At 72.3% G+C, this 19,962-nt stretch carries 19 protein-coding genes; 16 read left to right on the forward strand and 3 right to left on the reverse strand.

Annotated elements, in window-relative coordinates; translation table 11 throughout:
- The first annotated feature begins 218 nt into the window (after positions 1–218).
- From glnA to ABD286_RS16545, 10 genes are all read left to right on the forward strand, one after another.
- Positions 219–1,556 carry a type I glutamate--ammonia ligase gene (glnA, locus tag ABD286_RS16500; RefSeq protein WP_344195434.1) on the forward strand — a complete coding sequence of 446 codons (1,338 nt, stop codon included), beginning with the start codon at positions 219–221 and terminating at the stop codon, positions 1,554–1,556.
- Positions 1,557–1,599: 43 nt separating this feature from the next.
- A complete protein-coding gene (locus ABD286_RS16505; protein ID WP_344195522.1) occupies positions 1,600–4,626 on the forward strand; it encodes a bifunctional [glutamine synthetase] adenylyltransferase/[glutamine synthetase]-adenylyl-L-tyrosine phosphorylase in 3,027 nt (1,008 codons plus the stop codon).
- Between the two features lie 17 nt (positions 4,627–4,643).
- Positions 4,644–6,023: an MFS transporter gene (locus ABD286_RS16510; RefSeq protein WP_344195436.1), complete on the forward strand. Its 1,380-nt coding sequence runs from the start codon at positions 4,644–4,646 to the stop codon at positions 6,021–6,023.
- A 44-nt stretch (positions 6,024–6,067) separates the two neighbouring features.
- Positions 6,068–7,408: a histidinol dehydrogenase gene (gene hisD / locus ABD286_RS16515; RefSeq protein WP_344195438.1), complete on the forward strand. Its 1,341-nt coding sequence runs from the start codon at positions 6,068–6,070 to the stop codon at positions 7,406–7,408.
- 13 nt (positions 7,409–7,421) lie between these two features.
- Positions 7,422–8,579 carry a histidinol-phosphate transaminase gene (locus tag ABD286_RS16520; protein WP_344195440.1) on the forward strand — a complete coding sequence of 386 codons (1,158 nt, stop codon included), beginning with the start codon at positions 7,422–7,424 and terminating at the stop codon, positions 8,577–8,579.
- A complete protein-coding gene (gene hisB, locus ABD286_RS16525) occupies positions 8,576–9,190 on the forward strand; it encodes an imidazoleglycerol-phosphate dehydratase HisB (protein WP_344195442.1) in 615 nt (204 codons plus the stop codon). Before ABD286_RS16520 ends, hisB begins: the two co-directional genes overlap by 4 nt.
- Complete coding sequence (locus tag ABD286_RS16530) at positions 9,187–9,810, forward strand: hypothetical protein (protein ID WP_344195444.1); 624 nt, start codon at positions 9,187–9,189, stop codon at positions 9,808–9,810. Before hisB ends, ABD286_RS16530 begins: the two co-directional genes overlap by 4 nt.
- Complete coding sequence (hisH, locus tag ABD286_RS16535; RefSeq protein ID WP_344195446.1) at positions 9,810–10,448, forward strand: imidazole glycerol phosphate synthase subunit HisH; 639 nt, start codon at positions 9,810–9,812, stop codon at positions 10,446–10,448. Before ABD286_RS16530 ends, hisH begins: the two co-directional genes overlap by 1 nt.
- Positions 10,449–10,526: 78 nt before the next feature.
- Complete coding sequence (gene priA / locus ABD286_RS16540) at positions 10,527–11,261, forward strand: bifunctional 1-(5-phosphoribosyl)-5-((5-phosphoribosylamino)methylideneamino)imidazole-4-carboxamide isomerase/phosphoribosylanthranilate isomerase PriA (RefSeq protein WP_344195448.1); 735 nt, start codon at positions 10,527–10,529, stop codon at positions 11,259–11,261.
- Entirely contained in the window at positions 11,258–12,013 is a 756-nt protein-coding gene (locus tag ABD286_RS16545; protein ID WP_344195450.1) for an SseB family protein, read from the forward strand. Before priA ends, ABD286_RS16545 begins: the two co-directional genes overlap by 4 nt.
- On the opposite strand, the gene ABD286_RS16550 is transcribed toward ABD286_RS16545, so the two are convergent.
- Together ABD286_RS16550 and ABD286_RS16555 are read right to left on the reverse strand one after the other, a co-directional pair.
- Positions 12,006–12,362: a DUF952 domain-containing protein gene (locus tag ABD286_RS16550; protein WP_344195452.1), complete on the reverse strand. Its 357-nt coding sequence runs from the start codon at positions 12,360–12,362 to the stop codon at positions 12,006–12,008. The two genes, ABD286_RS16545 and ABD286_RS16550, sit on opposite strands and share 8 nt — an antisense overlap.
- Before the next feature lie 75 nt (positions 12,363–12,437).
- A complete protein-coding gene (locus ABD286_RS16555) occupies positions 12,438–14,021 on the reverse strand; it encodes a catalase (RefSeq protein ID WP_344195454.1) in 1,584 nt (527 codons plus the stop codon).
- A 220-nt stretch (positions 14,022–14,241) separates the two neighbouring features.
- Here ABD286_RS16555 and ABD286_RS16560 point away from each other — a divergent pair, with 220 nt between their 5' ends.
- Complete coding sequence (locus tag ABD286_RS16560) at positions 14,242–15,504, forward strand: MFS transporter (RefSeq protein WP_344195456.1); 1,263 nt, start codon at positions 14,242–14,244, stop codon at positions 15,502–15,504.
- A gap of 1 nt (position 15,505) precedes the next feature.
- Here ABD286_RS16560 and ABD286_RS16565 read toward each other — a convergent pair whose 3' ends face one another.
- Positions 15,506–15,835 (reverse strand): DUF1844 domain-containing protein, encoded by a 330-nt coding sequence (locus tag ABD286_RS16565; RefSeq protein WP_344195524.1) that lies wholly within the window; start codon positions 15,833–15,835, stop codon positions 15,506–15,508.
- A 456-nt stretch (positions 15,836–16,291) separates the two neighbouring features.
- On the opposite strand from ABD286_RS16565, the gene infC reads away from it, so the two are divergent.
- The 5 genes from infC (at position 16,292) to ABD286_RS16590 (ending at position 19,611) form a co-directional block, all read left to right on the forward strand.
- Positions 16,292–16,900, forward strand: coding sequence for a translation initiation factor IF-3 (gene infC / locus ABD286_RS16570; RefSeq protein WP_425565409.1), 609 nt, complete (start codon positions 16,292–16,294; stop codon positions 16,898–16,900).
- An 81-nt stretch (positions 16,901–16,981) separates the two neighbouring features.
- Positions 16,982–17,176, forward strand: coding sequence for a 50S ribosomal protein L35 (gene rpmI / locus ABD286_RS16575; protein WP_056917513.1), 195 nt, complete (start codon positions 16,982–16,984; stop codon positions 17,174–17,176).
- A gap of 81 nt (positions 17,177–17,257) precedes the next feature.
- Positions 17,258–17,638 (forward strand): 50S ribosomal protein L20, encoded by a 381-nt coding sequence (gene rplT / locus ABD286_RS16580; protein WP_056917512.1) that lies wholly within the window; start codon positions 17,258–17,260, stop codon positions 17,636–17,638.
- A gap of 37 nt (positions 17,639–17,675) precedes the next feature.
- Complete coding sequence (locus tag ABD286_RS16585; protein ID WP_344195459.1) at positions 17,676–18,485, forward strand: TrmH family RNA methyltransferase; 810 nt, start codon at positions 17,676–17,678, stop codon at positions 18,483–18,485.
- A gap of 10 nt (positions 18,486–18,495) precedes the next feature.
- Positions 18,496–19,611, forward strand: a complete 1,116-nt coding sequence (locus ABD286_RS16590; RefSeq protein ID WP_344195461.1) for a PAS domain-containing sensor histidine kinase — start codon at positions 18,496–18,498, stop codon at positions 19,609–19,611.
- Positions 19,612–19,962: the final 351 nt, after the last annotated feature.

Here is a 19,962-nt window from a genome sequence, read left to right on the forward strand (position 1 = left end):
CACTCGCTTCTTGACCGAGGCCGCAACGTCCGCTCGTGCCGCGATTGATGTGTCTCTGCCCACGCGACCGCGCGGCATACGTGGTGTCGGCGTGGCTCTGCGCTGGGGCGGGCTCAGCGGCATACCGGGGCACAACGCTGCCGCGTCGGCGCTCGCCAGCTGAACACCACGGCGGTGCGGCACGCGCCGCACCACCGTTCTAGGGCAGGATCACCCCCATGGATCGTCAGCAGGAGTTCGTCCTTCGCACCATCGAGGAGCGCGACATCCGCTTCGTGCGGCTGTGGTTCACCGACGTGCTCGGGACCCTGAAGTCCGTGGCCGTCGCGCCCGCCGAGCTCGAGGGCGCCTTCGCCGAGGGGATCGGTTTCGACGGCTCGGCGATCGAGGGCTTCGCGCGCGTCTATGAGGCCGACATGCTGGCCAAGCCCGACCCGGCGACGTTCCAGGTGCTGCCGTGGCGCGGGGAGAACCCCGGCACCGCCCGCATGTTCTGCGACATCACGCTGCCCGACGGCTCGCCGAGCTTCGCCGACCCGCGCCACGTCCTGCAGCGCGCGCTGGGCAAAGCGTCCGACCTCGGGTTCACCTTCTACACGCACCCCGAGATCGAGTTCTACCTCCTCAAGCAGGGCTTCACGCCCGGCGACAGCCCCGAACCCGTCGACCAGGCCGGTTATTTCGACCACGTGCCGCACGGCACGGGCCACGACTTCCGGCGCGCCGCGATCACCATGCTCGAGTCGATGGGCATCTCGGTGGAGTTCAGCCACCACGAGGGCGGTCCCGGCCAAAACGAGATCGACCTGCGCTACGCCGACGCCCTCTCGACGGCCGACAACATCATGACCTTCCGGACGGTCATCAAGGAGGTCGCCCTCGAGCAGGGCATCTTCGCCTCCTTCATGCCCAAGCCCTTCGCGAACCACCCCGGCTCCGGCATGCACACCCACATGTCGCTGTTCGACGGCGACAGCAACGCCTTCTACGAGGCCGGCGCTCCCTACCAGCTGAGCAAGGTGGGTCGTCAGTTCATCGCCGGGTTGCTGCGGCACGGCGCGGAGATCACCGCCGTCACCAACCAGTGGGTCAACTCCTACAAGCGGCTCTGGGGAGGCGGCGAGGCCCCCGCCCACCTGACTTGGGGCCACAACAACCGCTCGGCGATGGTCCGCGTGCCGATGTACAAGCCCACCAAGGGCCAGAGCAGCCGGGTCGAGGTGCGCACCCTCGACGCAGCCTGCAACCCCTACCTCGCGTTCGCGCTCATGCTGTCCGCCGGCCTCAAGGGCATCGAGGAGGACTACGCGCTGCCGCCGGAGACCGAGGACGACGTGTGGGGCCTGACCTCGGCCGAGCGCCAGGCGATGGGGATCGAGCCTCTGCCGACCTCGCTGCACGAGGCCATCCGCGTCATGGAGAAGAGCGACCTCGTCGCCGACACCCTCGGCGAGCACGTCTTCGACTTCTTCCTGCGCAACAAGCGCGCAGAGTGGGACGACTACCGCGGCGAGATCACCCGCTTCGAGCTCGAGCGCTACCTGCCCGGACTGTGAGGACCGCCGCCGGCCCCGCTCGACCCGCGAGGGCGTGGTCGTGATGGCGGGGCGCGCGGTCTCCCAGACCGCCACGCTGGCCCGGCTGGGCTTCGCCGACCCGCCGCGGGCCGAGCAGCTGCTGGCCGACCCGGCGCTCGCCGGGCTGGTCGACCCCTTCGACGACGTCTTCAACGACGGGCTGCCCGACGCCCTGTCGGCCGTGGCGGACCCCGACCTCGCCTTGCTCAGCCTGGTGCGGCTCATGGAGTCGCTGCGGGCCAGTGCCCCCAAGCGAAGGGATGCGGAGTCCGGCGTCGGGGCCGAGGTGAGCGGCCTCGTGGGTGCGCTGCGTCATGCCGGACCTGCGCGTGACCGGCTGCTCGCCGTCCTCGGGTCATCCACGGCGCTCGCGGGCCACCTGGTGGCGCACCCCGAGCACTGGCGCAGCGTCACCGAGGCGCAGCCGCGCACCCCGGCCCAGCGGGTCCACGACCTCGTCGACGCGGTCCGCGAGCCCGGCGAGCGGACCGGGTACGACGCGCTGCGCGTCGGCTACCGCCGCCAGCTGCTGGGTATCGCCGCGCTCGACCTCACGACGGGCGACGCCCCCGCTGCGCTGCCCGAGGCCGCGGCGGCGCTGGCCGACCTCGCCGAAGCAGCCCTGGAGGCCGCCCTCGAGATCGCCCGCCAGCACGTCGGGTCGGACGCCGACCTGTGCGACTTCGCCGTGATCGGGATGGGCAAGACCGGGGGCCGCGAGCTCAACTACGTCAGCGACGTCGACGTGATCTTCGTGGCCGAGCCCCGCGAGGGCGTCGAGGAGTCCCGTGCCATCGGGGCCGCCACCTCCCTGGCGACCCACCTCATGCGGGCCTGCTCGACCTCGACGGGCGAGGGGACCCTGTGGCCGGTGGACGCCGCGCTGCGCCCGGAGGGCAAGAACGGGCCACTCGTGCGCACCATCGACAGCCACCGCGCCTACTACGAGCGCTGGGCCAAGACCTGGGAGTTCCAGGCCCTTCTCAAGGCACGTCCGGTCGCGGGCGACCGCGCCCTCGGCGAGGCGTACCTCGACGCCGTCCGCCCCATGGTGTGGCAGGCCGCGTCGCGCGAGAACTTCGTCGAGGACGTCCAGGCCATGCGGCGCCGGGTGGAGCAGCACGTGCCGGCCGCGGAGGCCGACCGCCAGCTCAAGCTCGGGCCCGGTGGTCTGCGTGACGTCGAGTTCAGCGTCCAGCTGCTCCAGCTGGTCCACGGGCGCTCCGACGACTCCCTGCGCTCGGGCACGACCCTGGAGGCACTCGATGCCCTCGCCCGCGGCGGGTACGTCGGTCGTGACGACGCCGCCACCCTCGACGACGCCTACCGGCTGCTGCGCACCCTGGAGCACCGGATCCAGCTGTTCCGCCTGCGCCGCACGCACCTCATGCCTACGGGGGAGTCCGACCTGCGCCGGCTCGGCCGGGCCCTCGGGCACCGCTCCGACCCCGCCAAGGCCGTCGTCACCCAGTGGCAGCAGCAGGCCCGTGAGGTCCGCCGCATCCACGAACGGCTCTTCTACCGCCCTCTGCTCGCCGCGGTTGCCAAGCTGAGCAGCTCCGAGGCGCGGCTGGGCCCGGAGGCGGCGCGCGAGCGCCTCGCCGCGCTGGGCTTCCGCGACCCCGCCGGCGCCATACGGCACCTCGAGGCCCTCACCTCCGGGGTAAGCCGGAGGGCCGCCATCCAACGGACGCTCCTGCCGGTGATGCTCGCGTGGTTCGCCGACGAGGCGGACCCCGACGGCGGCCTGCTCGCCTTCCGCAAGGTGAGCGAGGAGCTCGGCTCCACGCACTGGTACCTGCGGCTGCTGCGCGACGAGGGCACGGCCGCCGAGCGACTCGCCCACGTCCTGGGGCGCAGCCGGTATGCCGCGGACCTCCTCGTGGGCGCCCCGGAGTCCGTGGCGATCCTCGGCGACCCCGGCGGGCTCACGCCGCTGCCGCGCGCCGACCTCGTCAAGCGGATGACCGCCGCGGCCGGCCGCCAGGAGGACCCGGACCGAGCGGTCCGCGCGGCCCGCAGCCTGCGCCGCCAGGAGCTCTTCCGGATCGCCGTCGCCGACCTGACCGGACAGCTCGACCTGCGTCAGGTCGGGATGGCGCTCACCGACCTCGTCGCCGCCCTGCTCGAGGCCGCGCTGTCCGTCGCGGTCCGGGTCGTCGCGGAGAAGCACGGTCCGCCGGCCACGCGCCTGCTCATCGTCGGGATGGGCCGCCTCGGTGGGGGTGAGGTGGGCTACGGCTCGGACGCCGACGTGATCTTCGTGCACGAGCCGGTCGAGGGCGCCCAGGACTCCGACGCCCAGGACCAGGCCCTCGCGACCGTCCAGGAGCTGCGGCGCCTGCTCGGCGGGGCGGGTCCCGACACCGGGCTCGGCCTCGACGCCGACCTGCGCCCCGAGGGCAAGAGCGGCCCGCTGGTGCGCAGCCTCGAGAGCTACCGCGCCTACTACCGGCGCTGGTCGCTCACGTGGGAGAGCCAGGCGCTTCTGCGGGCCACGCCCATCGCCGGGGACGTCGAGCTGGGGGAGCGGTTCGTCGAGCTGATCGACCCGCTGCGCTGGCCCGACGCCGGGCTCACCCCTGACCAGGTGCGGGAGATCCGCAGGCTCAAGGCGCGCATGGAGGCCGAGCGGCTGCCCCGGGGCGCCGACCCCAAGAGCCACTTCAAGCTCGGACGCGGCGGGCTGACCGACGTGGAGTGGACGATCCAGCTGCTGCAGATGGAGCACGCGCACGAGGTCCCGGGCCTGCGGACCACGAGCACGCTGCCCGCGCTGGAGGCGGCCCGGGAGGCGGACCTGCTCAGCGCCGAGCACGCCGCGGCGCTCGAGGAGTCGTGGACGCTGGCCTCGCGCCTGCGCAACGCCGCCGTGCTCTACCGCGGTCGTCCGGTCGACAGCGTCCCTTCGGACCTGCGTGTCGCCGACGGCGTGAGCCGGATCCTCGGCGGCGAACCGGGCTCCGGCGCAGAGCTGGCCGGCCGGTACCGCCGGGCCGCACGACATGCACGGACCGTCACCGAGTTCAACTTTTACGGTTCGCGGTAGCGAGGTACGGTCGGCGCATGGTCAGGGGCAGGGACGGTGCCGTCGGGGTGCCCTCGTACACCGAGGTGCTTCGCACCCCGGTGTTCCTGCCCGTCTTCATGGCCTCGACGTTGTCGACGTGGGGTGACTACATCGCCCGCATCACCATCGCGTCGGTGGTGTTCGCGTGGACCGGGTCCGCGCTGGCGACGGCGGCGACGTTCGCCGTGTCGCTCGTCCCGAGCATCCTCGGACGGGCCCTGCTCTCGCCCCTGTGCGACCGCTGGCCGCCACGCACCGTGATGGTGGGCACGCACCTGCTGCGGGCGCTGCTCGTGGTGGCGCTCATCGCCACGGTCGCGACGACGCAGTCCCTCGTGCTCGTGCTGTCCATCGTCTTCGTCCTGGAGTTCATCGGCGGCCCGGCCATCACGGCCGGCCAGGTGCTGCTCACCGACATCTTCCCGGACCGCCGGCTCTACGCCCGCGCCTTCAGCCTGACCACGCTGGCCACCCAGATCAACCAGGCCGTCGGGCTCGCGCTCGGTGGGGTCATCGTCAGTGCGATCGGGGACACCCAGGCGCTGCTGCTCGACCTCACGACCTTCGTCCTCGGTGCTGCGCTGCTCCTGTGGATCACGCCCCCGAAGTCCCTCGTCGAGAACGTCGAGGCACCGCTGCACAGCCTCGCCGGCGACCTGGCGCAGGGCTGGCAGCAGATCCGCTCCAGCCGCGTCCTCACGGTGCTGCTGCTCCTGTCCCTCGCGAGCGCGCTCGCCATCGCCGCCCCCGAGGCCGTGGCCCTGCCCTACGGCGCCGAGCACAGCGGCGCCTCGACGTGGGGAGGCCTGCTCATGGCGGCGCCCATCCTCGGGGCCGTCGTCGGGGTCCTGCTCATCTCGCGGCTGCCGGCCGAGCGCCAGTTCCGCATGGTCATGCGGCTGGCGCTGCTCATGCCGCTGCCGCTGCTGGTCACCGTCTTCACCCCGCCGCTGCCCGTCGTGTGGGCGGCGTGGTTCCTCTCGGGTGCGCTGCAGAGCTACATGCTGCCGCTGCAGTCGGCCTTCACGCTGCTCGTCCCTCCGGCCATGCGCGGACGGGTGTTCGGGCTCGCGGGGGCGATGTCCGTCGGTGTGACCGGGGTCTGCTTCCTCGCCGCCGGATGGGTCTCCGAGCACACCTCGCCCGCGGCGTCCGTCGGCATCTGCGCGGTCGTGACGCTCGGCGTCCTCGTGCTCCTCGCCGCCCGCTGGCCGCGCGAGGAGGTGGCCCGCAGCATCGAGGCGACGTTCGGCCGCGACGGGGACGACGCCCCGTCCGCGGCGGCCGAGCGGACCGGCGGCGGAGTCGAGGACCTCGACCTCGGACCCGAGGTGCCCACGGACCCCCTGATCCCGCGCAAGGCGTCTGGCGGCTGAGACCGAGCGAGGGGGCGCACAGGGCGCCGCCTAGACTTGGGCGCATGATGTCCACGATCGACCTGCGCGGACGCGTGCTCGGTGTCCGCGAGCTGCGCCACCTCCTTCCCCGTGCCGAGTTCGACGTGGCCACCGCCGTCGAGACCGTCCGCCCGCTCTGCGAGGACGTCCGCCACCGTGGCGCCGAGGCCCTCTACGACCTCGGTGAGCGGTTCGACGGGGTGCGCCCCACCCGCCTACGGGTCCCGGCCGAGGTGCTGGTCGCCGCGCTCGACACCCTCGCCCCCGACGTGCGGGCCGCCCTGGAGGAGTCCATCCGCCGGGCCCGGATCGTCCACGAGGACCAGCGCCGCACCACCACGACCACCACCGTCGCCGAGGGCGGCACGGTGAGCGAGCGCTGGGTCCCGGTCGACCGCGTCGGCCTGTACGTCCCCGGTGGTCGCGCCGTCTACCCCTCCAGCGTCGTCATGAACGTCGTGCCCGCCCAGATCGCCGAGGTCGGGTCGCTCGCCGTGGCCAGCCCGCCGCAGCGCGAGAACACCGGCGTCTTCGCCGGGTACCCGCACCCGACGGTGCTCGCCGCCTGCGCCCTGCTGGGTGTCGACGAGGTGTATGCCGTCGGCGGTGCCCAGGCCGTCGCCGCCTTCGCCTACGGCTTCACCGACGGTGAGGGTGAGGACGCCATGGTGGCCGAACCCGTCAACCTCGTCACCGGCCCCGGCAACGTCTACGTCACCGCCGCCAAGCGTCTCCTCAAGGGCCTGATCGGCATCGACTCCGAGGCCGGCACCACCGAGATCGCCGTCCTCGCCGACGACTCCGCCGACCCGGTGCACGTCGCCGCCGACCTCATCAGCCAGGCCGAGCACGACCCGTACGCCGCCTCCGTCCTCGTCACCGACAGCCCGGCCCTCGCCGAGGCCGTGGCCGCTGCGGTGGAGCGTCGCGTCCCGGCGACCAAGCACGCCGAGCGTGTCCGCACCGCCCTCACCGGGCCCCAGTCCGGGGTCGTCCTCGTCGACGACCTGGAGCGTGGGCTCGACGTCGTCAACGCGTATGCGGCCGAGCACCTCGAGATCCAGACGCGCGACGCCGCTGCCGTGGCGGCCCGGGTCCGCAACGCCGGCGCCGTGTTCGTCGGCGCCTACTCGCCGGTGAGCCTCGGCGACTACATCGCCGGATCCAACCACGTGCTGCCGACCGGCGGCTGCGCCTGCCACAGCAGCGGCCTGTCGGTGCAGTCCTTCCTGCGCGGCATCCACGTCGTCGACTACAACCGGGCGGCGCTGCAGGAGGTGGCGCACCACGTGGTGACGCTGTCCCAGGCCGAGGACCTGCCCGCGCACGGCGAGGCTGTCACCGCGCGCTTCGACGCGTCCTGACCCGGGAGACACCGTGAGCGACCAGATCTCCCTCGACGCCCTGCTGCGCCCCGACCTTCGCGGCGCCAGCCCCTACGGCGCACCTCAGCTCGACGTGCCCGTGAGGCTCAACACCAACGAGAACTCCTACCCCGTGCCGGAGGACGTCGTCGCCGACATCACCGCGCGCGTGGCGGCGGTGGCACCCGAGCTCAACCGGTACCCCGACCGTGAGTTCACCGAGCTGCGGACCGAGCTCGCTGCATACCTCTCACGCACCGGTGGGGTCGAGCTGGAGCCGGCGCAGCTGTGGGCCGGCAACGGCTCCAACGAGGTGCTCCAGCACGTCGTGCTCGCCTTCGGGGGGCCCGGTCGCACCGCCCTCGGCTTCACCCCCGCCTACTCGATGCACCCCCTCATCAGCACCGGGGTCGGCACCACGTGGGTGGACGGGCTGCGCGGCCAGGGCACCGACGCACCGTTCGACCTCACCGTGGAGTCCGCGGTCGAGCAGGTCCGTGAGCACCAGCCGCACGTGGTGTTCCTCTGCTCGCCCAACAACCCGACCGGCACCGCCCTCACGCTCGACGTCGTCGAGGCCGTGTATGCCGCGGCGGAGCGGGCCGTGGTCGTCGTGGACGAGGCGTACGCCGAGTTCGCCCGCCCCGGGACCCCGAGCGCCCTCACCCTGCTGCAGGGGCGTCCGCGGCTGGTCGTCACGCGGACGATGAGCAAGGCGTTCGCCTTCGCGGGCGGACGGCTGGGGTACCTCGCCGCCGACCCGGCCCTCGTCGATGCCCTGCGACTGGTGCGCCTGCCCTACCACCTGTCGGCGCCCACCCAGGCGATCGCGCTCGCGGCCCTCGCCCACGCCGACCAGATGCTCGGGACGGTCGAGGCGATCAAGGAACAGCGCGACCGGATGGTGGCCGAGCTGGCCGACCTCGGGTTCGCACCGGTGGCCAGCGACGCCAACTTCGTCCTGTTCGGCGGCCTGGTCGACGCCGCCGCCACGTGGCGGGACCTGCTCGACCGGGGTGTGCTGGTCCGGGACGTCGGCATTCCCCACTATCTTCGTGTGACGGCCGGGACCCCGGCCGAGACCGACGCGTTCCTGGCCGCCGCGGCCGAGGTCGCGACCACAGCAACAACCACCGCCACATCCAGAGCCACGGACAGGAGCTCGTCGTGACCGCAGGTGACCGCAGGGTCTCGCTGAGCCGTTCGACCTCGGAGTCGAGCGTCGAGCTCGAGCTCAACCTCGACGGCACCGGCGTCGCCGAGATCTCGACCGGCGTGCGGTTCTACGACCACATGCTGTCCTCGCTGGCCAAGCACTCGCTCATCGACCTGCGCGTCAAGGCCACCGGCGACGTCGACGTCGACGCGCACCACACCGTCGAGGACGTCGCCATCGTGCTCGGCGACGCCCTGCGCGAGGCCCTGGGTGACAAGAGCGGGATCTCCCGCTTCGGCGACGCCACGGTCCCGCTCGACGAGGCGCTGGTGCAGGCCGTCGTCGACGTGGCCGGGCGCCCCTACGTCGTCCACACCGGCGAGCCCGAGGGTCAGGCGTACGTCCTCATCGGCGGCAACTACGTCGGCTCGCTGACCCGGCACGTCTGGGAGTCCTTCGCCTACCGCGCCGGCATCGCCCTGCACGTCCGGGTGCTCTCCGGCCGCGACCCCCACCACGTCGTCGAAGCGCAGTTCAAGGCCGTGGCGCGGGCGCTGCGGGCCGCCGTGGCGCGCGACCCCCGCGTGGTCGGCGTCCCCAGCGCGAAGGGCAGCCTCTCCACGTGAGCGTCCCGTGGCAGCCTGCGCGGGACTCGCGCGGACTGCTCCTGGTGCGGGCCAAGCCCGGTTCGGTCGCCTCCTGGGTCCGACGGGGCCTCGTCGCGTGCGACGTGGTGCCGCTGGGGGAATGGACGGCACTGCGCCCAGCCGAGCGCTCCTCACGGGCGAGCGCCCCCTACGACGACGCCATCGCGGTCCTCGCGGGGAGACCCCTGCCCTACCGCCTGCGGCCTGCCCTCGGCTTCTTCGTCGTGGACCACCGTGCGGTGGTCAGCCTGCAGCCCAAGGGTTTCCGCCCGGCGCACCGGTGGGTGGTGTGGGAGCCGGAGACCGGTCCGGCGCGCACCCCCGGGCTCGAGGTGGCTCGCCCGCCCGAGCTGGTCGCCTCGGCGCGTTCCCGCACCAGCGCCTCGGAGGTCCACCAGGTGCTCAAGGACGACTCCGGTGACGCGCCGCGCCTGCTGCGGCGACTGCTGGACGTCCTGGCACTGCCCGGTGCGGACCTCCTCGACCCGAGCGACCACCCCCGCGGGCAGGTCGTGACCCCCACCGCCCAGGCGGTGGCCCGCTTCGAGTCCCGCATGGCCGAGCAGGCGCAGCACCGCGCCGAACTGGAGGAGAACTGATGGCACACGTCGTGGTGTTCGACTACGGCAGCGGCAACGTCCGCTCGGCCGTCCGCGCCCTCGAGCACGTCGGTGCGGAGGTCACCCTCACCGGCGACCGACGCCTGGCCCTGGAGTCCGACGGGCTGTTCGTCCCCGGCGTCGGCAACTTCCACGCCTGCATGGCCGGGCTCCGGGCCGCGGACGGCCCGCTCGTCATCGAGACGCGCCTGGCCGGAGGGCGTCCCGTGCTCGGGGTCTGCGTCGGCATGCAGGTCCTGTTCGACGGCTCCGAGGAGCCCAGCGGCGACCCCCAGGAGGGGCTCGGCGAGTGGCCGGGCACCGTCGCCCGCCTGCGGGCGGACGTCGTGCCGCACATGGGGTGGAGCGAGGTCGAGCCTGCGGCGGAGACCCGCCTGTTCGCCGGCATCGAGGGGGAGCGCTTCTACTTCGTCCACTCGTATGCCGTCCAGGACTGGACCCTGGAGCCGCCCACCGGTGCCTTCGCCGCCGTCGCGCCCCGGCTCACCTGGGCCGACCACGGCGGACGCTTCGTCGCCGCCGTCGAGAACGGTCCGTTGTCCGCCACCCAGTTCCACCCGGAGAAGTCCGGGGACGCCGGGCTCGCCCTGCTCGAGAACTGGGTCCGCACCCTCTGAGGTGGCCCCGCGCCATACCTGAGAGCCTTTGTCCCACAGCCTGATCCGCACGCACCGCCGACCCGTGAAGGACTCCGCATGACCACGCCCCGCCTCGAACTCCTGCCCGCCGTCGACGTCGCCGACGGCCAGGCCGTCCAGCTCGTGCAGGGGGTGGCCGGCACCGGGGGGCAGTTCGGCGACCCGTGGGAGGCGGCCCTGGCGTGGCAGGAGCAGGGGGCCGAGTGGCTGCACCTCGTCGACCTCGACGCGGCATTCGGGCGCGGGACCAACCGCGAGCTGCTCGCGGACATCGTCGGTCGCCTCGACATCAAGGTCGAGATGAGCGGCGGCATCCGTGACGCGTCGTCGCTGGAGGCCGCGCTGGCCACGGGATGCCGTCGGGTCAACCTCGGGACGGCGGCGCTGGAGGACCCGGAGTGGACCGCCTCGGCGATCGCCGAGCACGGTGACCGGATCGCCGTCGGCCTCGACGTCCGCGGCACGACCCTGGCCGCCCGCGGCTGGACCCAGGAGGGCGGCGACCTGTGGGAGACCCTCGAGCGGCTCGACCGCGAGGGGTGCGCGCGCTACGTCGTCACCGACGTCAACAAGGACGGCATGCTCAAGGGCCCGAACCTCGAGCTGCTGCGCGACGTCTGCGCCCGCACCGACCGCCCCGTCGTCGCCTCCGGTGGCGTCTCGACGCTGGCCGACATCGAGGCCATCCGTGGCCTGGTCGCCGAGGGTGTGGAGGGCGCGATCGTCGGGTCGGCGCTCTACCGCGGTGCGTTCACACTGCCCGACGCCCTCGACGTGGCGGGTCGCCCGTGACCGGGTCCACGCCGGGGACCGGGTCCACGCCCGGGGCCGGTCACGACTCCGCCGGGATCCCGTTCGGCGGGCGCGAGCTCACCGGGACGGGCTTCGACGGCGACACCGGCGCCGCCGACCCGACCCTGCTCGCGGCCCTCGCCGACCCCGGGGACGAGCGGGCACTCATGGCCGCAGTCGCCGCGGCCCGGCTGCTCGTCCCGATCGTCGCCGAACCCGTCTCGGTGGACGACAGCGGCGACCACCTCGTCGAGAAGCAGACCGACATGGCCGCGGTCACCCTCGTCGCCCCGGACGGTGCCCGCGCGCTCCCGGTCTTCACGTCCATGGACGCCATCGCCGCGTGGGACGCAGCAGCCCGTCCGGTGCCGGTCACCGCTGCCCGTGCGGCCCAGGCCGCGGTGAGCGAGCGCTGCGACGTCATCGTCGTAGACGTCGCCGGCCAGCAGCCTTTGGCCCTGCGCCCGAGCATGGTCTGGGCGCTGGCCCAGCAGCGCGAGTGGCTGCCGGCCCACGAGGACCCGCAGGTCGCCGCAGCGGTGGCCGACGCTCTGCACGACCAGCCCGACGTCCTGGGTCACGAGTTGTCAGCCGGCGACCCCGGCGAGGGCGTCCTGCGGGTGGCGCTGACCCTCGTCCCGGGCCTCCCGGCCGAGCGGGTCCAGGCCGTGGCAACCGCCATCGGCGAGCGCCTCGCGACCGACGGCGAGATCCGCGCGCGCATCGACGGGTTGGCGTTCTCGATCAGCTGACGGACGACGGGGTGCCGGACCCGTCGTGCGGCGGGTGGAGCTCGGTGACCCGCACCACCGCTGAGGTGGGCAGCGCGGCATACAGGTGGGGGAAGGTCTCCCCGGTGACCGGGTTGCCGACCTCGACGACAGGAGGCTCGGTGAGGCGGTCCTCGTCGATCTCCAGCAGCAGCAACGGTTCTGGCACGCCCGCGTAGAAGCTGCGTCGGACCACCGGCCACTGCTGGGCCGACGAACAGTGGATGAACCCCTCCTGCTCCAGCGTCCGACCGCGGGTCGATTGCGTGTAGCTGCCGGAGTCCTGGGCCTTGGCCCAGTGGGCGGGCTCGGCGAGGTGGTAGATCGTCACGACGACAACGGTATGCCGCGTGCCCCCGGCGGTTGCGGGGGCACGCGGCAGTGGTGGTGTGACCAGTCCGGAGGGTTAGTTCGCGGCCTGCGTGTTCGTCTCCACGATCGGGTCCTCGACGACCTTGGCGTCGTCGGCCATGCCCCCGGGGTTGTCGCCCCCGAGCCCGGCGCGGACGAGCTCCTCGATCTGCTTGCCCGTGTCGGCGTCGACGTTCTTCCAGTAGTCGAACGCCTTCTCGAGCACCGGCGACTTCACGCCACCGAGCAGGTGACCCGCAACGGTCTCGACGAACGACTCGCGCTGCGCGTCGTCCCAGACCTCGCGGACCAGCGTGCCGGCCTGGCCGAAGTCGTCGTCCTCGGCACGCAGCGTGTAGGCCTGGCGCACCATGGCGCCGTCGGCCTCCCAGCTGTCCTCGACCTCGCCGACCTGGTCGGCGTAGCCGCGGCCCTGGCTGTTCGGGGCGTAGACCGGGGCGTCACCGCGGTGCTCGAACGCCATCGCACCGTCCTGGGTGTACGTGTTGAGGTTCTCCACGCGGGGACGGTTGACGGGCAGCTGGAGGTAGTTGGCGCCGATGCGGTAGCGGTGGGTGTCGGAGTAGGCGAAGGCCCGGCCGAGCAGCATCTTGTCGGGGGAGAACCCGATGCCCGGGACGACGGCGGACGGCTCGAAGGCCGCCTGCTCGATCTGGGCGAAGAAGTTGTCGGGGTTCTTGTTCAGGGTCATCGTGCCGACCTTGATGAGGGGGTAGTCGCTGTGCGGCCACACCTTGGTCAGGTCGAACGGGTTGAAGCGGTAGGTCTTGGCGTCCTCGTAGGGCATCGCCTGGATGGACAGCGTCCAGCTCGGGAAGTCGCCGGCCTCGATCGCGTCCCAGAGGTCGCGGCGGTGGTGGTCGGCGTCCTGCCCGGCGATCCGGGTGGCCTCCTCGCCGGTCAGGCCCTCGACGCCCTGGTTGCTGTGGAAGTGGTACTTCACCCAGTGCTTCTCGCCGGCCTCGTTGATCCAGAGGAACGTGTGCGAGCCGTAGCCGTTCATGTGGCGGAACGTCTTCGGGATGCCACGGTCGCCCATGAGGTAGGTGACCTGGTGGGCCGACTCGGGGTTGAGGCTCCAGAAGTCCCACTGCATGTGGTTGTCGCGCAGGCCGGAGCCGCCGAGACGCTTCTGGCTGCGGATGAAGTGCGGGAACTTCATCGTGTCGCGGATGAAGAACACCGGGGTGTTGTTGCCGACGAGGTCGTAGTTGCCCTCGGGCGTGTAGAACTTCAGCGCGAAGCCGCGCGGGTCGCGCCAGGTGTCGGGGGAGCCCTGCTCACCGGCGACGGTGGAGAAGCGCGCGAGCATCTCGACGGTCGAGCCCTTCTGGAACAACGCGGCCTTGGTGTACTTCGAGACGTCCTCGGTGGCCTCGAAGGTGCCGAAGGCGCCCGAGCCCTTGGCGTGGACGTTGCGCTCCGGCACGCGCTCGCGGTTGAAGTGCGCCATCTGGTTCAGGAAGTGCACGTCGTGCAGCAGGATCGGGCCGTCGGCGCCGAGGGTCAGGGAGTTGCGGTCGCTGGGGGCCGGTGCGCCGTTGTCGGTGTGGGAACCGAGCTTGGCCTCGTCGGACGGGGCGGTCTGGATGGACTCGCCGGTGTGCTGGGCAGTCATGGTGCTCCTCGGGTTCGTTCGAGTTCGTTCGGGTGCGGTCTGGTTCGTGCTTCGCCGGTCGGGTTCGGGTGGCGCGGAGCCTGCTTCCACCCTCGCGGATCAGGACGACCTCCGCATCTGCGGGAGCGACCCGGTCTCGATCCGTCGTCGCTGCCTACCCCGCCGGGTCAGGGGCGAAACCCGTTTGGCCGGTGTCGGTCGCGGCTGCGACAGTGGGGGAGTGCTCCACCGCTACCGCCGCGTCCTCGCCAGCCCCGCCCTCCGACGGGCGCTCCTGCTGGGGTTCCTCGTGCGCATGCCGGTGTTCGCCGGCGGGATCGTCCTCACCCTCCACGTCGTGTCGGCCCTCGACCGGCCGTATGCCGCCGCCGGCCTCGTCTCGGCCGCGGCGACGATCGCCATCGCCGTGAGCGGTCCGTGGCGTGGCAGGCTGCTCGACCGGATGGGTCTTCGCCGGGTCGTCGTGCCCTCGATCGTGGTCGCGGCCGTCTGCTGGTCGATCGCACCGTTCGTGTCGTACTGGCCGCTGCTCGTGCTGGCCTCGGTCGCGGGCCTGTTCGTCATCCCGGCGTTCTCGATCATCCGGCAGGCGATCATCGTCGCCGTCCCCGAGGAGGACCGGCGCACCGCGATCTCGCTGGACTCGGTGGCCGTGGAGCTGTCCTTCATGGTGGGGCCCGCCCTCGGGGTGTGGGCCGCGACGGTCTGGCCCACGACCTGGGTGCTGTTCTCCATCCAGATGCTCGGCGTCGCCGCGGGCATCCTGCTCTGGGTGGCCAACCCGGTGATCCGCGAGGACGTCCCCCGCGAGGTCGACGACCAGGGCGTGGCCGTCGCGGCAGCGGCGTCCGTGCCGCGGTCGTCGTGGCTGAGACCGCAGTTCATCGCGATCTGCCTCGGCGCCAGCGCAGCCACCCTCGTGCTCGGGGGCTCCGACATCGCGTTCGTCGCGGCGCTGCGTGACTTCGACTCTCCCGAGGCGATCGGCTGGGTCCTGGCGGTCTGGGGTCTCGGCTCGCTCGTCGGTGGGGTCGTCTACGGCGGGCTCCACAGGTCCATCTCCGCGTTCTGGCTGCTCGGTGGCCTGGCGCTGGTGACCGCCCCGATGGCGCTCGCCTCCGGGACTCCGTCCCTGGCCGTCCTCGGGTTCGTCGCCGGGCTGTTCTGTGCGCCCACCATCACGGCGACCGTCGACCAGGCCAGCCGAGTGGTGCCCGCGGACGCCCGCGGCGAGGCGATGGGGTGGCACGGCTCCTTCATGACGGCCGGCGGCGCCATGGGTGCGCCCCTGGCGGGCGTCGCCATCGACCACGTCGGGTGGGGAGCTGGGTTCCTCGTGGTCGCCGCAGCCGGCCTCGTCATCGCCCTGGTCGGGGCCGTGGCCACGTCGGGCCGGGCCCGTCGTCACCGGGCCGGGCGAGCGGATCGGGCGGACCGGGCGCGCCGCTCCGACGAGCAGGACCGCGCCGCCGCGACCGTCTGACTCAGACGACGGAGCCGGTGAGCTTCTCGCCGGGGCCCTGACCGGGGGCGTCGGGGATGACCGAGGCCTCGCGGAAGGCCAGCTGGAGCGACTTGAGGCCGTCCCGCAGTGGCGCGGCGTGCTGGCTCCCGAGGTCGGGGGCCGAGGCCGTGATGAGCCCGGCGAGCGCGTTGATGAGGCGGCGGGCCTCGTCGAGGTCGAGGTGGTCGGCCGCCTCGGGCCCCTCGGCCAGGCCGCACTTCACCGCGGCGGCACTCATCAGGTGGATCGCCGCCGTCGTGATCACCTCGACCGCCGGCACCTCGGAGATGTCGCGGGTCTGCTGCGCCACCCGGTCGGGCCCGTCGGCGCTCGAGCCGCTGCTCGAATCGGTGCTCGAGCCGGTGGCCGGGTCGGCGTAGCGGGAGGTGGTCGGGTGGGGATTGGGAGATTCCGTGCTCACGCTGGTAGCCTTGCAGATCGACCGGCCGTGACCACCACGGGGTCGCCCGAGGATCGTTCCGACGGTGACCGCACAGGTGGGCGCGGTGTGCAAGAGAAGCAGCACCTGCTTCCACCCGCGTCGACCACTTCGGTCGCCGGGTCCAACGGGTCACCGAGACGTGTGTCGCGGGCGCCAGCCATGCACCATACGCACCCTCGGGGGACCCGTGACGGAACTGGTGAGGCTTCTCGCGCGACAGCGGCGGGGAGCCTCTTCTCGTTGGGTGTGGTCGAACGATTCCCTGACCGAAGGAGCACCACCATCAGCGAGCCTCGCATCAACGACCGCATCCGGGTCCCGGAAGTGCGGTTGGTTGGCCCCAACGGAGAACAGGTCGGCATCGTGCGCGTCGAGGACGCGCTGCGGCTCGCCGCCGAGGCTGACCTCGACCTCGTCGAGGTGGCCCCGATGGCGAAGCCCCCGGTCGCCAAGCTCATGGACTTCGGCAAGTTCAAGTACGAAGCGGCCCTGAAGGCGCGCGAAGCGCGCAAGAACCAGGTCAACACGGTCATCAAGGAGATCAAGCTCCGCCCGAAGATCGACCCGCACGACTACGGCACCAAGAAGGGCCACGTCGAGCGGTTCCTCAAGGGCGGCGACAAGGTCAAGGTGACGATCATGTTCCGCGGTCGCGAGCAGTCGCGGCCCGAGCTGGGCTTCCGCCTGCTGCAGCGCCTCGCCGAGGACGTCATCGAGCTGGGCACGGTCGAGTCGGCCCCCAAGCAGGACGGCCGCAACATGATCATGGTGCTAGGTCCGACGAAGAAGAAGTCCGAGGCGATGGCAGAGCAGCGCCGCGCCCGGACTGCAGCGCCGGCAGCCGAGGCCGCCGAGCAGCCGCAGGACGTCTCCACCGAGACGGCCGCCGAGCCCACCGCCCCCGAGGCGGAGACCACCGAGCCGGCCACCTGAGCCGGTTCCACCCCTGCACCACCTGCACGAACACAGCTGCACGAACGACACGGTCACACCAACAGCAAGGAGATCGGCCTCATGCCGAAGATGAAGACGCACTCCGGTGCGAAGAAGCGCTTCCGGATCACCGGCACGGGCAAGGTCATGCGCGAGCAGGCCGGCGGTCGCCACCTCCTCGAGCACAAGTCCTCCCGCTTCACGCGCTCGATCGCGAACGACGTCGAGGTGTCCAAGCCGGACTCCAAGAAGGTCAAGAAGCTCCTCGGCCGCTGAGCCGAGCCCCACCCACCCCATTGTTTGGCCGGGCTCAGCACAGCAGCCTCGCACGACAGTTAGACAGCAAGGAGAACTCACGTGGCACGCGTGAAGCGGGCAGTCAACGCCCAGAAGAAGCGCCGGGTCGTCCTCGAGCGCGCCAGCGGTTACCGCGGACAGCGTTCGCGCCTCTACCGCAAGGCCAAGGAGCAGGTCACCCACAGCCTCGGTTACGCCTACCGTGACCGTCGCGCCAAGAAGGGCGACTTCCGTCGCCTGTGGATCCAGCGCATCAACGCCGGCGCCCGCGCCAACGGCATGACGTACAACCGCTTCATCCAGGGCCTCAAGGCTGCTGAGATCGAGGTCGACCGTCGCATGCTGGCCGAGCTGGCCGTCAACGACGAGGCTGCCTTCGCCGCCCTCGTCGAGATCTCGCGCGCGAACGTCCCGGCCGTGGCCGAGACCGCGAACGCCTGATCCAGCGCGTCACCGCACTCCACCCGAGCGCCGGGACATGCCCCCGCCGAACACCCCGCTGACCAACATCAGGTCGGACCGGGTCAAGTCGGTCAGGGCACTGTCCCGGCGCTCGGTGCGTGAACGGACCGGTCGGTTCCTCGTCGAGGGGCCGCAGTCCGTCCGCGAGGTCGTCCGCCACCAGCCCGAGCTGGTCGTCGACCTCTACCTCACCGCCGACGCCGCGCAGCGCTACGGCGAGGTCGTGGACGCCGCGGCCGCCGCCGACCTGCACGTCCACGAGGTGAGCGAGGACGTCCTCGCCGCCATGAGCGAGACCCCCACACCGCAGGGCCTGGCCGCGGTCTGCCGGGTCCCGTCCGCCTCCCTGGACGAGGTCCTCGCCGCGTCTCCCCGGCTGCTCGTCCTGCTGACCCACGTCCGGGACCCCGGCAACGCCGGCACCGTGATCCGTGGCGCCGACGCCGCCGGGGCCGACGCCGTCCTCGTGAGCGATGCGTCCGTGGACGTCCTGGCGCCCAAGGTGGTGCGGTCCACCGCCGGGTCGCTGTTCCACCTGCCCGTCGTCACGGGCCTGCCGGTGGAGGCCACCATCGCCCGGCTGCGCGAGGCGGGGATCCGCGTCCTCGCGGCCGACGGAGCCGGCACGGTCCTGCTGCCCGAGGTCGACCTCGGTCCGGCGCACGCCTGGGTCATGGGCAACGAGGCCTGGGGTCTCGAGGAGGAGGTCCGGGCGCAGTGCGACGAAGTCGTCCGCGTGCCGATCTACGGAGCGGCCGAGTCGCTCAACCTCGCCATGGCCGCGACGGTCTGTGTCTACGCCTCCGCAGCGGCACAGAGGGGCTAGGGTTCCCGGCATGGACTACCGGCCAGGTGCCATCCTCGACCCCGAGCGGGCCGCCATGGCCAGCGAGCTGCTCCCCGACGGGATGATCGCCGCCGAGGCCGACGCGCGGATCAGCTTCCTCAACCGTCGTGCCGTGCAGGTGCTGGGCATGAAGCCCCGCGACCTCGTCGGGCGAGACATCCGCGAGGCGCTGACGCTGCGCGACAGCGACGGCACCGACTGGTGGGAGGTCACCGACCCCTGGCGCGGACTCAACATCCGCACGGGTCACCGCGAGAAGTTCCTCATGCTCGAGGGCGGCCTCGAGGTGCTGGTCACGGCGAAGTACCTGCGCCCTGCCCGCAACCAGCCCGTCAACCGCGTCATCGTGATGGTCCGTGACGCCGAGGCGCGTCGCCGCCTCGAGGCCGACCACGCCGCGCTGATCTCGACGGTGGCGCACGAGCTGCGGTCGCCGTTGACCTCGGTGAAGGGGTTCTCCTCGACGCTGCTGCGCCGGTGGGACCGGTTCACCGACGACCAGAAGCGCCTCATGATCGAGACGATCGAGGCCGACGCGGATCGCGTCACGCGGCTCATCACCGAGCTGCTCGACATCTCGCGCATCGACGCCGGTCGCCTCCAGATCCGTCCCCAGCCGGTCGACGTCGCCGCCGTCTACGGCCGCCACGTCGAGCGCGCGGTAGCCTCCGGCCAGGACCGCGAGAGGTTCGCCGTCGACGTGCCGCAGGACCTGCCCGAGGTGTGGGCCGACCCCGACCGGCTCGACCAGATCTTGTCCAACCTCATCGAGAACGCGTTCCGCCACGGCGACGGCGTCGTCACCCTCGCGGCGAGCAAGGCCTGCGGCGACGCCCAGGAGCTGCTGGAGTCCAAGGGGCACCACCGGCAGGGCATCGACCTCGTCGTCAGCGACCAGGGCAAGGGCATCCCGGACGACCACCGCGACATCGTCTTCAGCCGGTTCTGGCACGGCGCGAGCCGCGGCAGCACGGGGCTGGGCCTCTACGTCGTCAAGGGTCTCGTCGAGGCCCACGGCGGCCAGGTCCAGGTCGAGTCGGCGGCGGGTGGTGGCGCCCAGTTCCGCCTCAGCCTGCCGTCGGAGCCGCCGGACTACCTCGCCTGAGTCGGCGTTGGCCCGGTGTCGGTGTGCACCACCCGTCTGCGTCGTCCCGGGTCAGAACCTGCTTGCGCCCGCCGGGCCCGGTCGGTGAGGCTGGGGGCATGACCCGCCTCGCCGAGCGATTTACCGTGCCTTCGGACGCGGTCGCACGACTGCGCTGAGGGCGCCCACCGCGGACGGTTCCCGTCCCGCGCGCGTCGGCTCCGCGCCATACCCGTATGCGGTGTGGCCACCACCGGGCCGACGTCCCGCCCCGCGCCGGTCCCGCCTGCTCCGAAGGCTGGTCCCAGCCCCCAACCCACCACCGAGGGCGCGCTCGTGCGCCCCTAGACTCGGTGGGCCCGCCCCGGGCGC

This window comes from Pedococcus aerophilus (assembly GCF_039532215.1).
Lineage (GTDB): Bacteria > Actinomycetota > Actinomycetes > Actinomycetales > Dermatophilaceae > Pedococcus > Pedococcus aerophilus.

Coding starts and splice junctions, on each gene's coding strand:
- glnA (WP_344195434.1), top strand. CDS start 219: ATGGATCGTCAGCAGGAGTTCGTCCTTCGCACCATCGAGGAGCGCGAC.
- ABD286_RS16505 (WP_344195522.1), top strand. CDS start 1,600: ATGGCGGGGCGCGCGGTCTCCCAGACCGCCACGCTGGCCCGGCTGGGC.
- ABD286_RS16510 (WP_344195436.1), top strand. CDS start 4,644: ATGGTCAGGGGCAGGGACGGTGCCGTCGGGGTGCCCTCGTACACCGAG.
- hisD (WP_344195438.1), top strand. CDS start 6,068: ATGATGTCCACGATCGACCTGCGCGGACGCGTGCTCGGTGTCCGCGAG.
- hisH (WP_344195446.1), top strand. CDS start 9,810: ATGGCACACGTCGTGGTGTTCGACTACGGCAGCGGCAACGTCCGCTCG.
- priA (WP_344195448.1), top strand. CDS start 10,527: ATGACCACGCCCCGCCTCGAACTCCTGCCCGCCGTCGACGTCGCCGAC.
- ABD286_RS16555 (WP_344195454.1), bottom strand. CDS start 14,021: ATGACTGCCCAGCACACCGGCGAGTCCATCCAGACCGCCCCGTCCGAC.
- rpmI (WP_056917513.1), top strand. CDS start 16,982: ATGCCGAAGATGAAGACGCACTCCGGTGCGAAGAAGCGCTTCCGGATC.
- ABD286_RS16585 (WP_344195459.1), top strand. CDS start 17,676: ATGCCCCCGCCGAACACCCCGCTGACCAACATCAGGTCGGACCGGGTC.
- ABD286_RS16590 (WP_344195461.1), top strand. CDS start 18,496: ATGGACTACCGGCCAGGTGCCATCCTCGACCCCGAGCGGGCCGCCATG.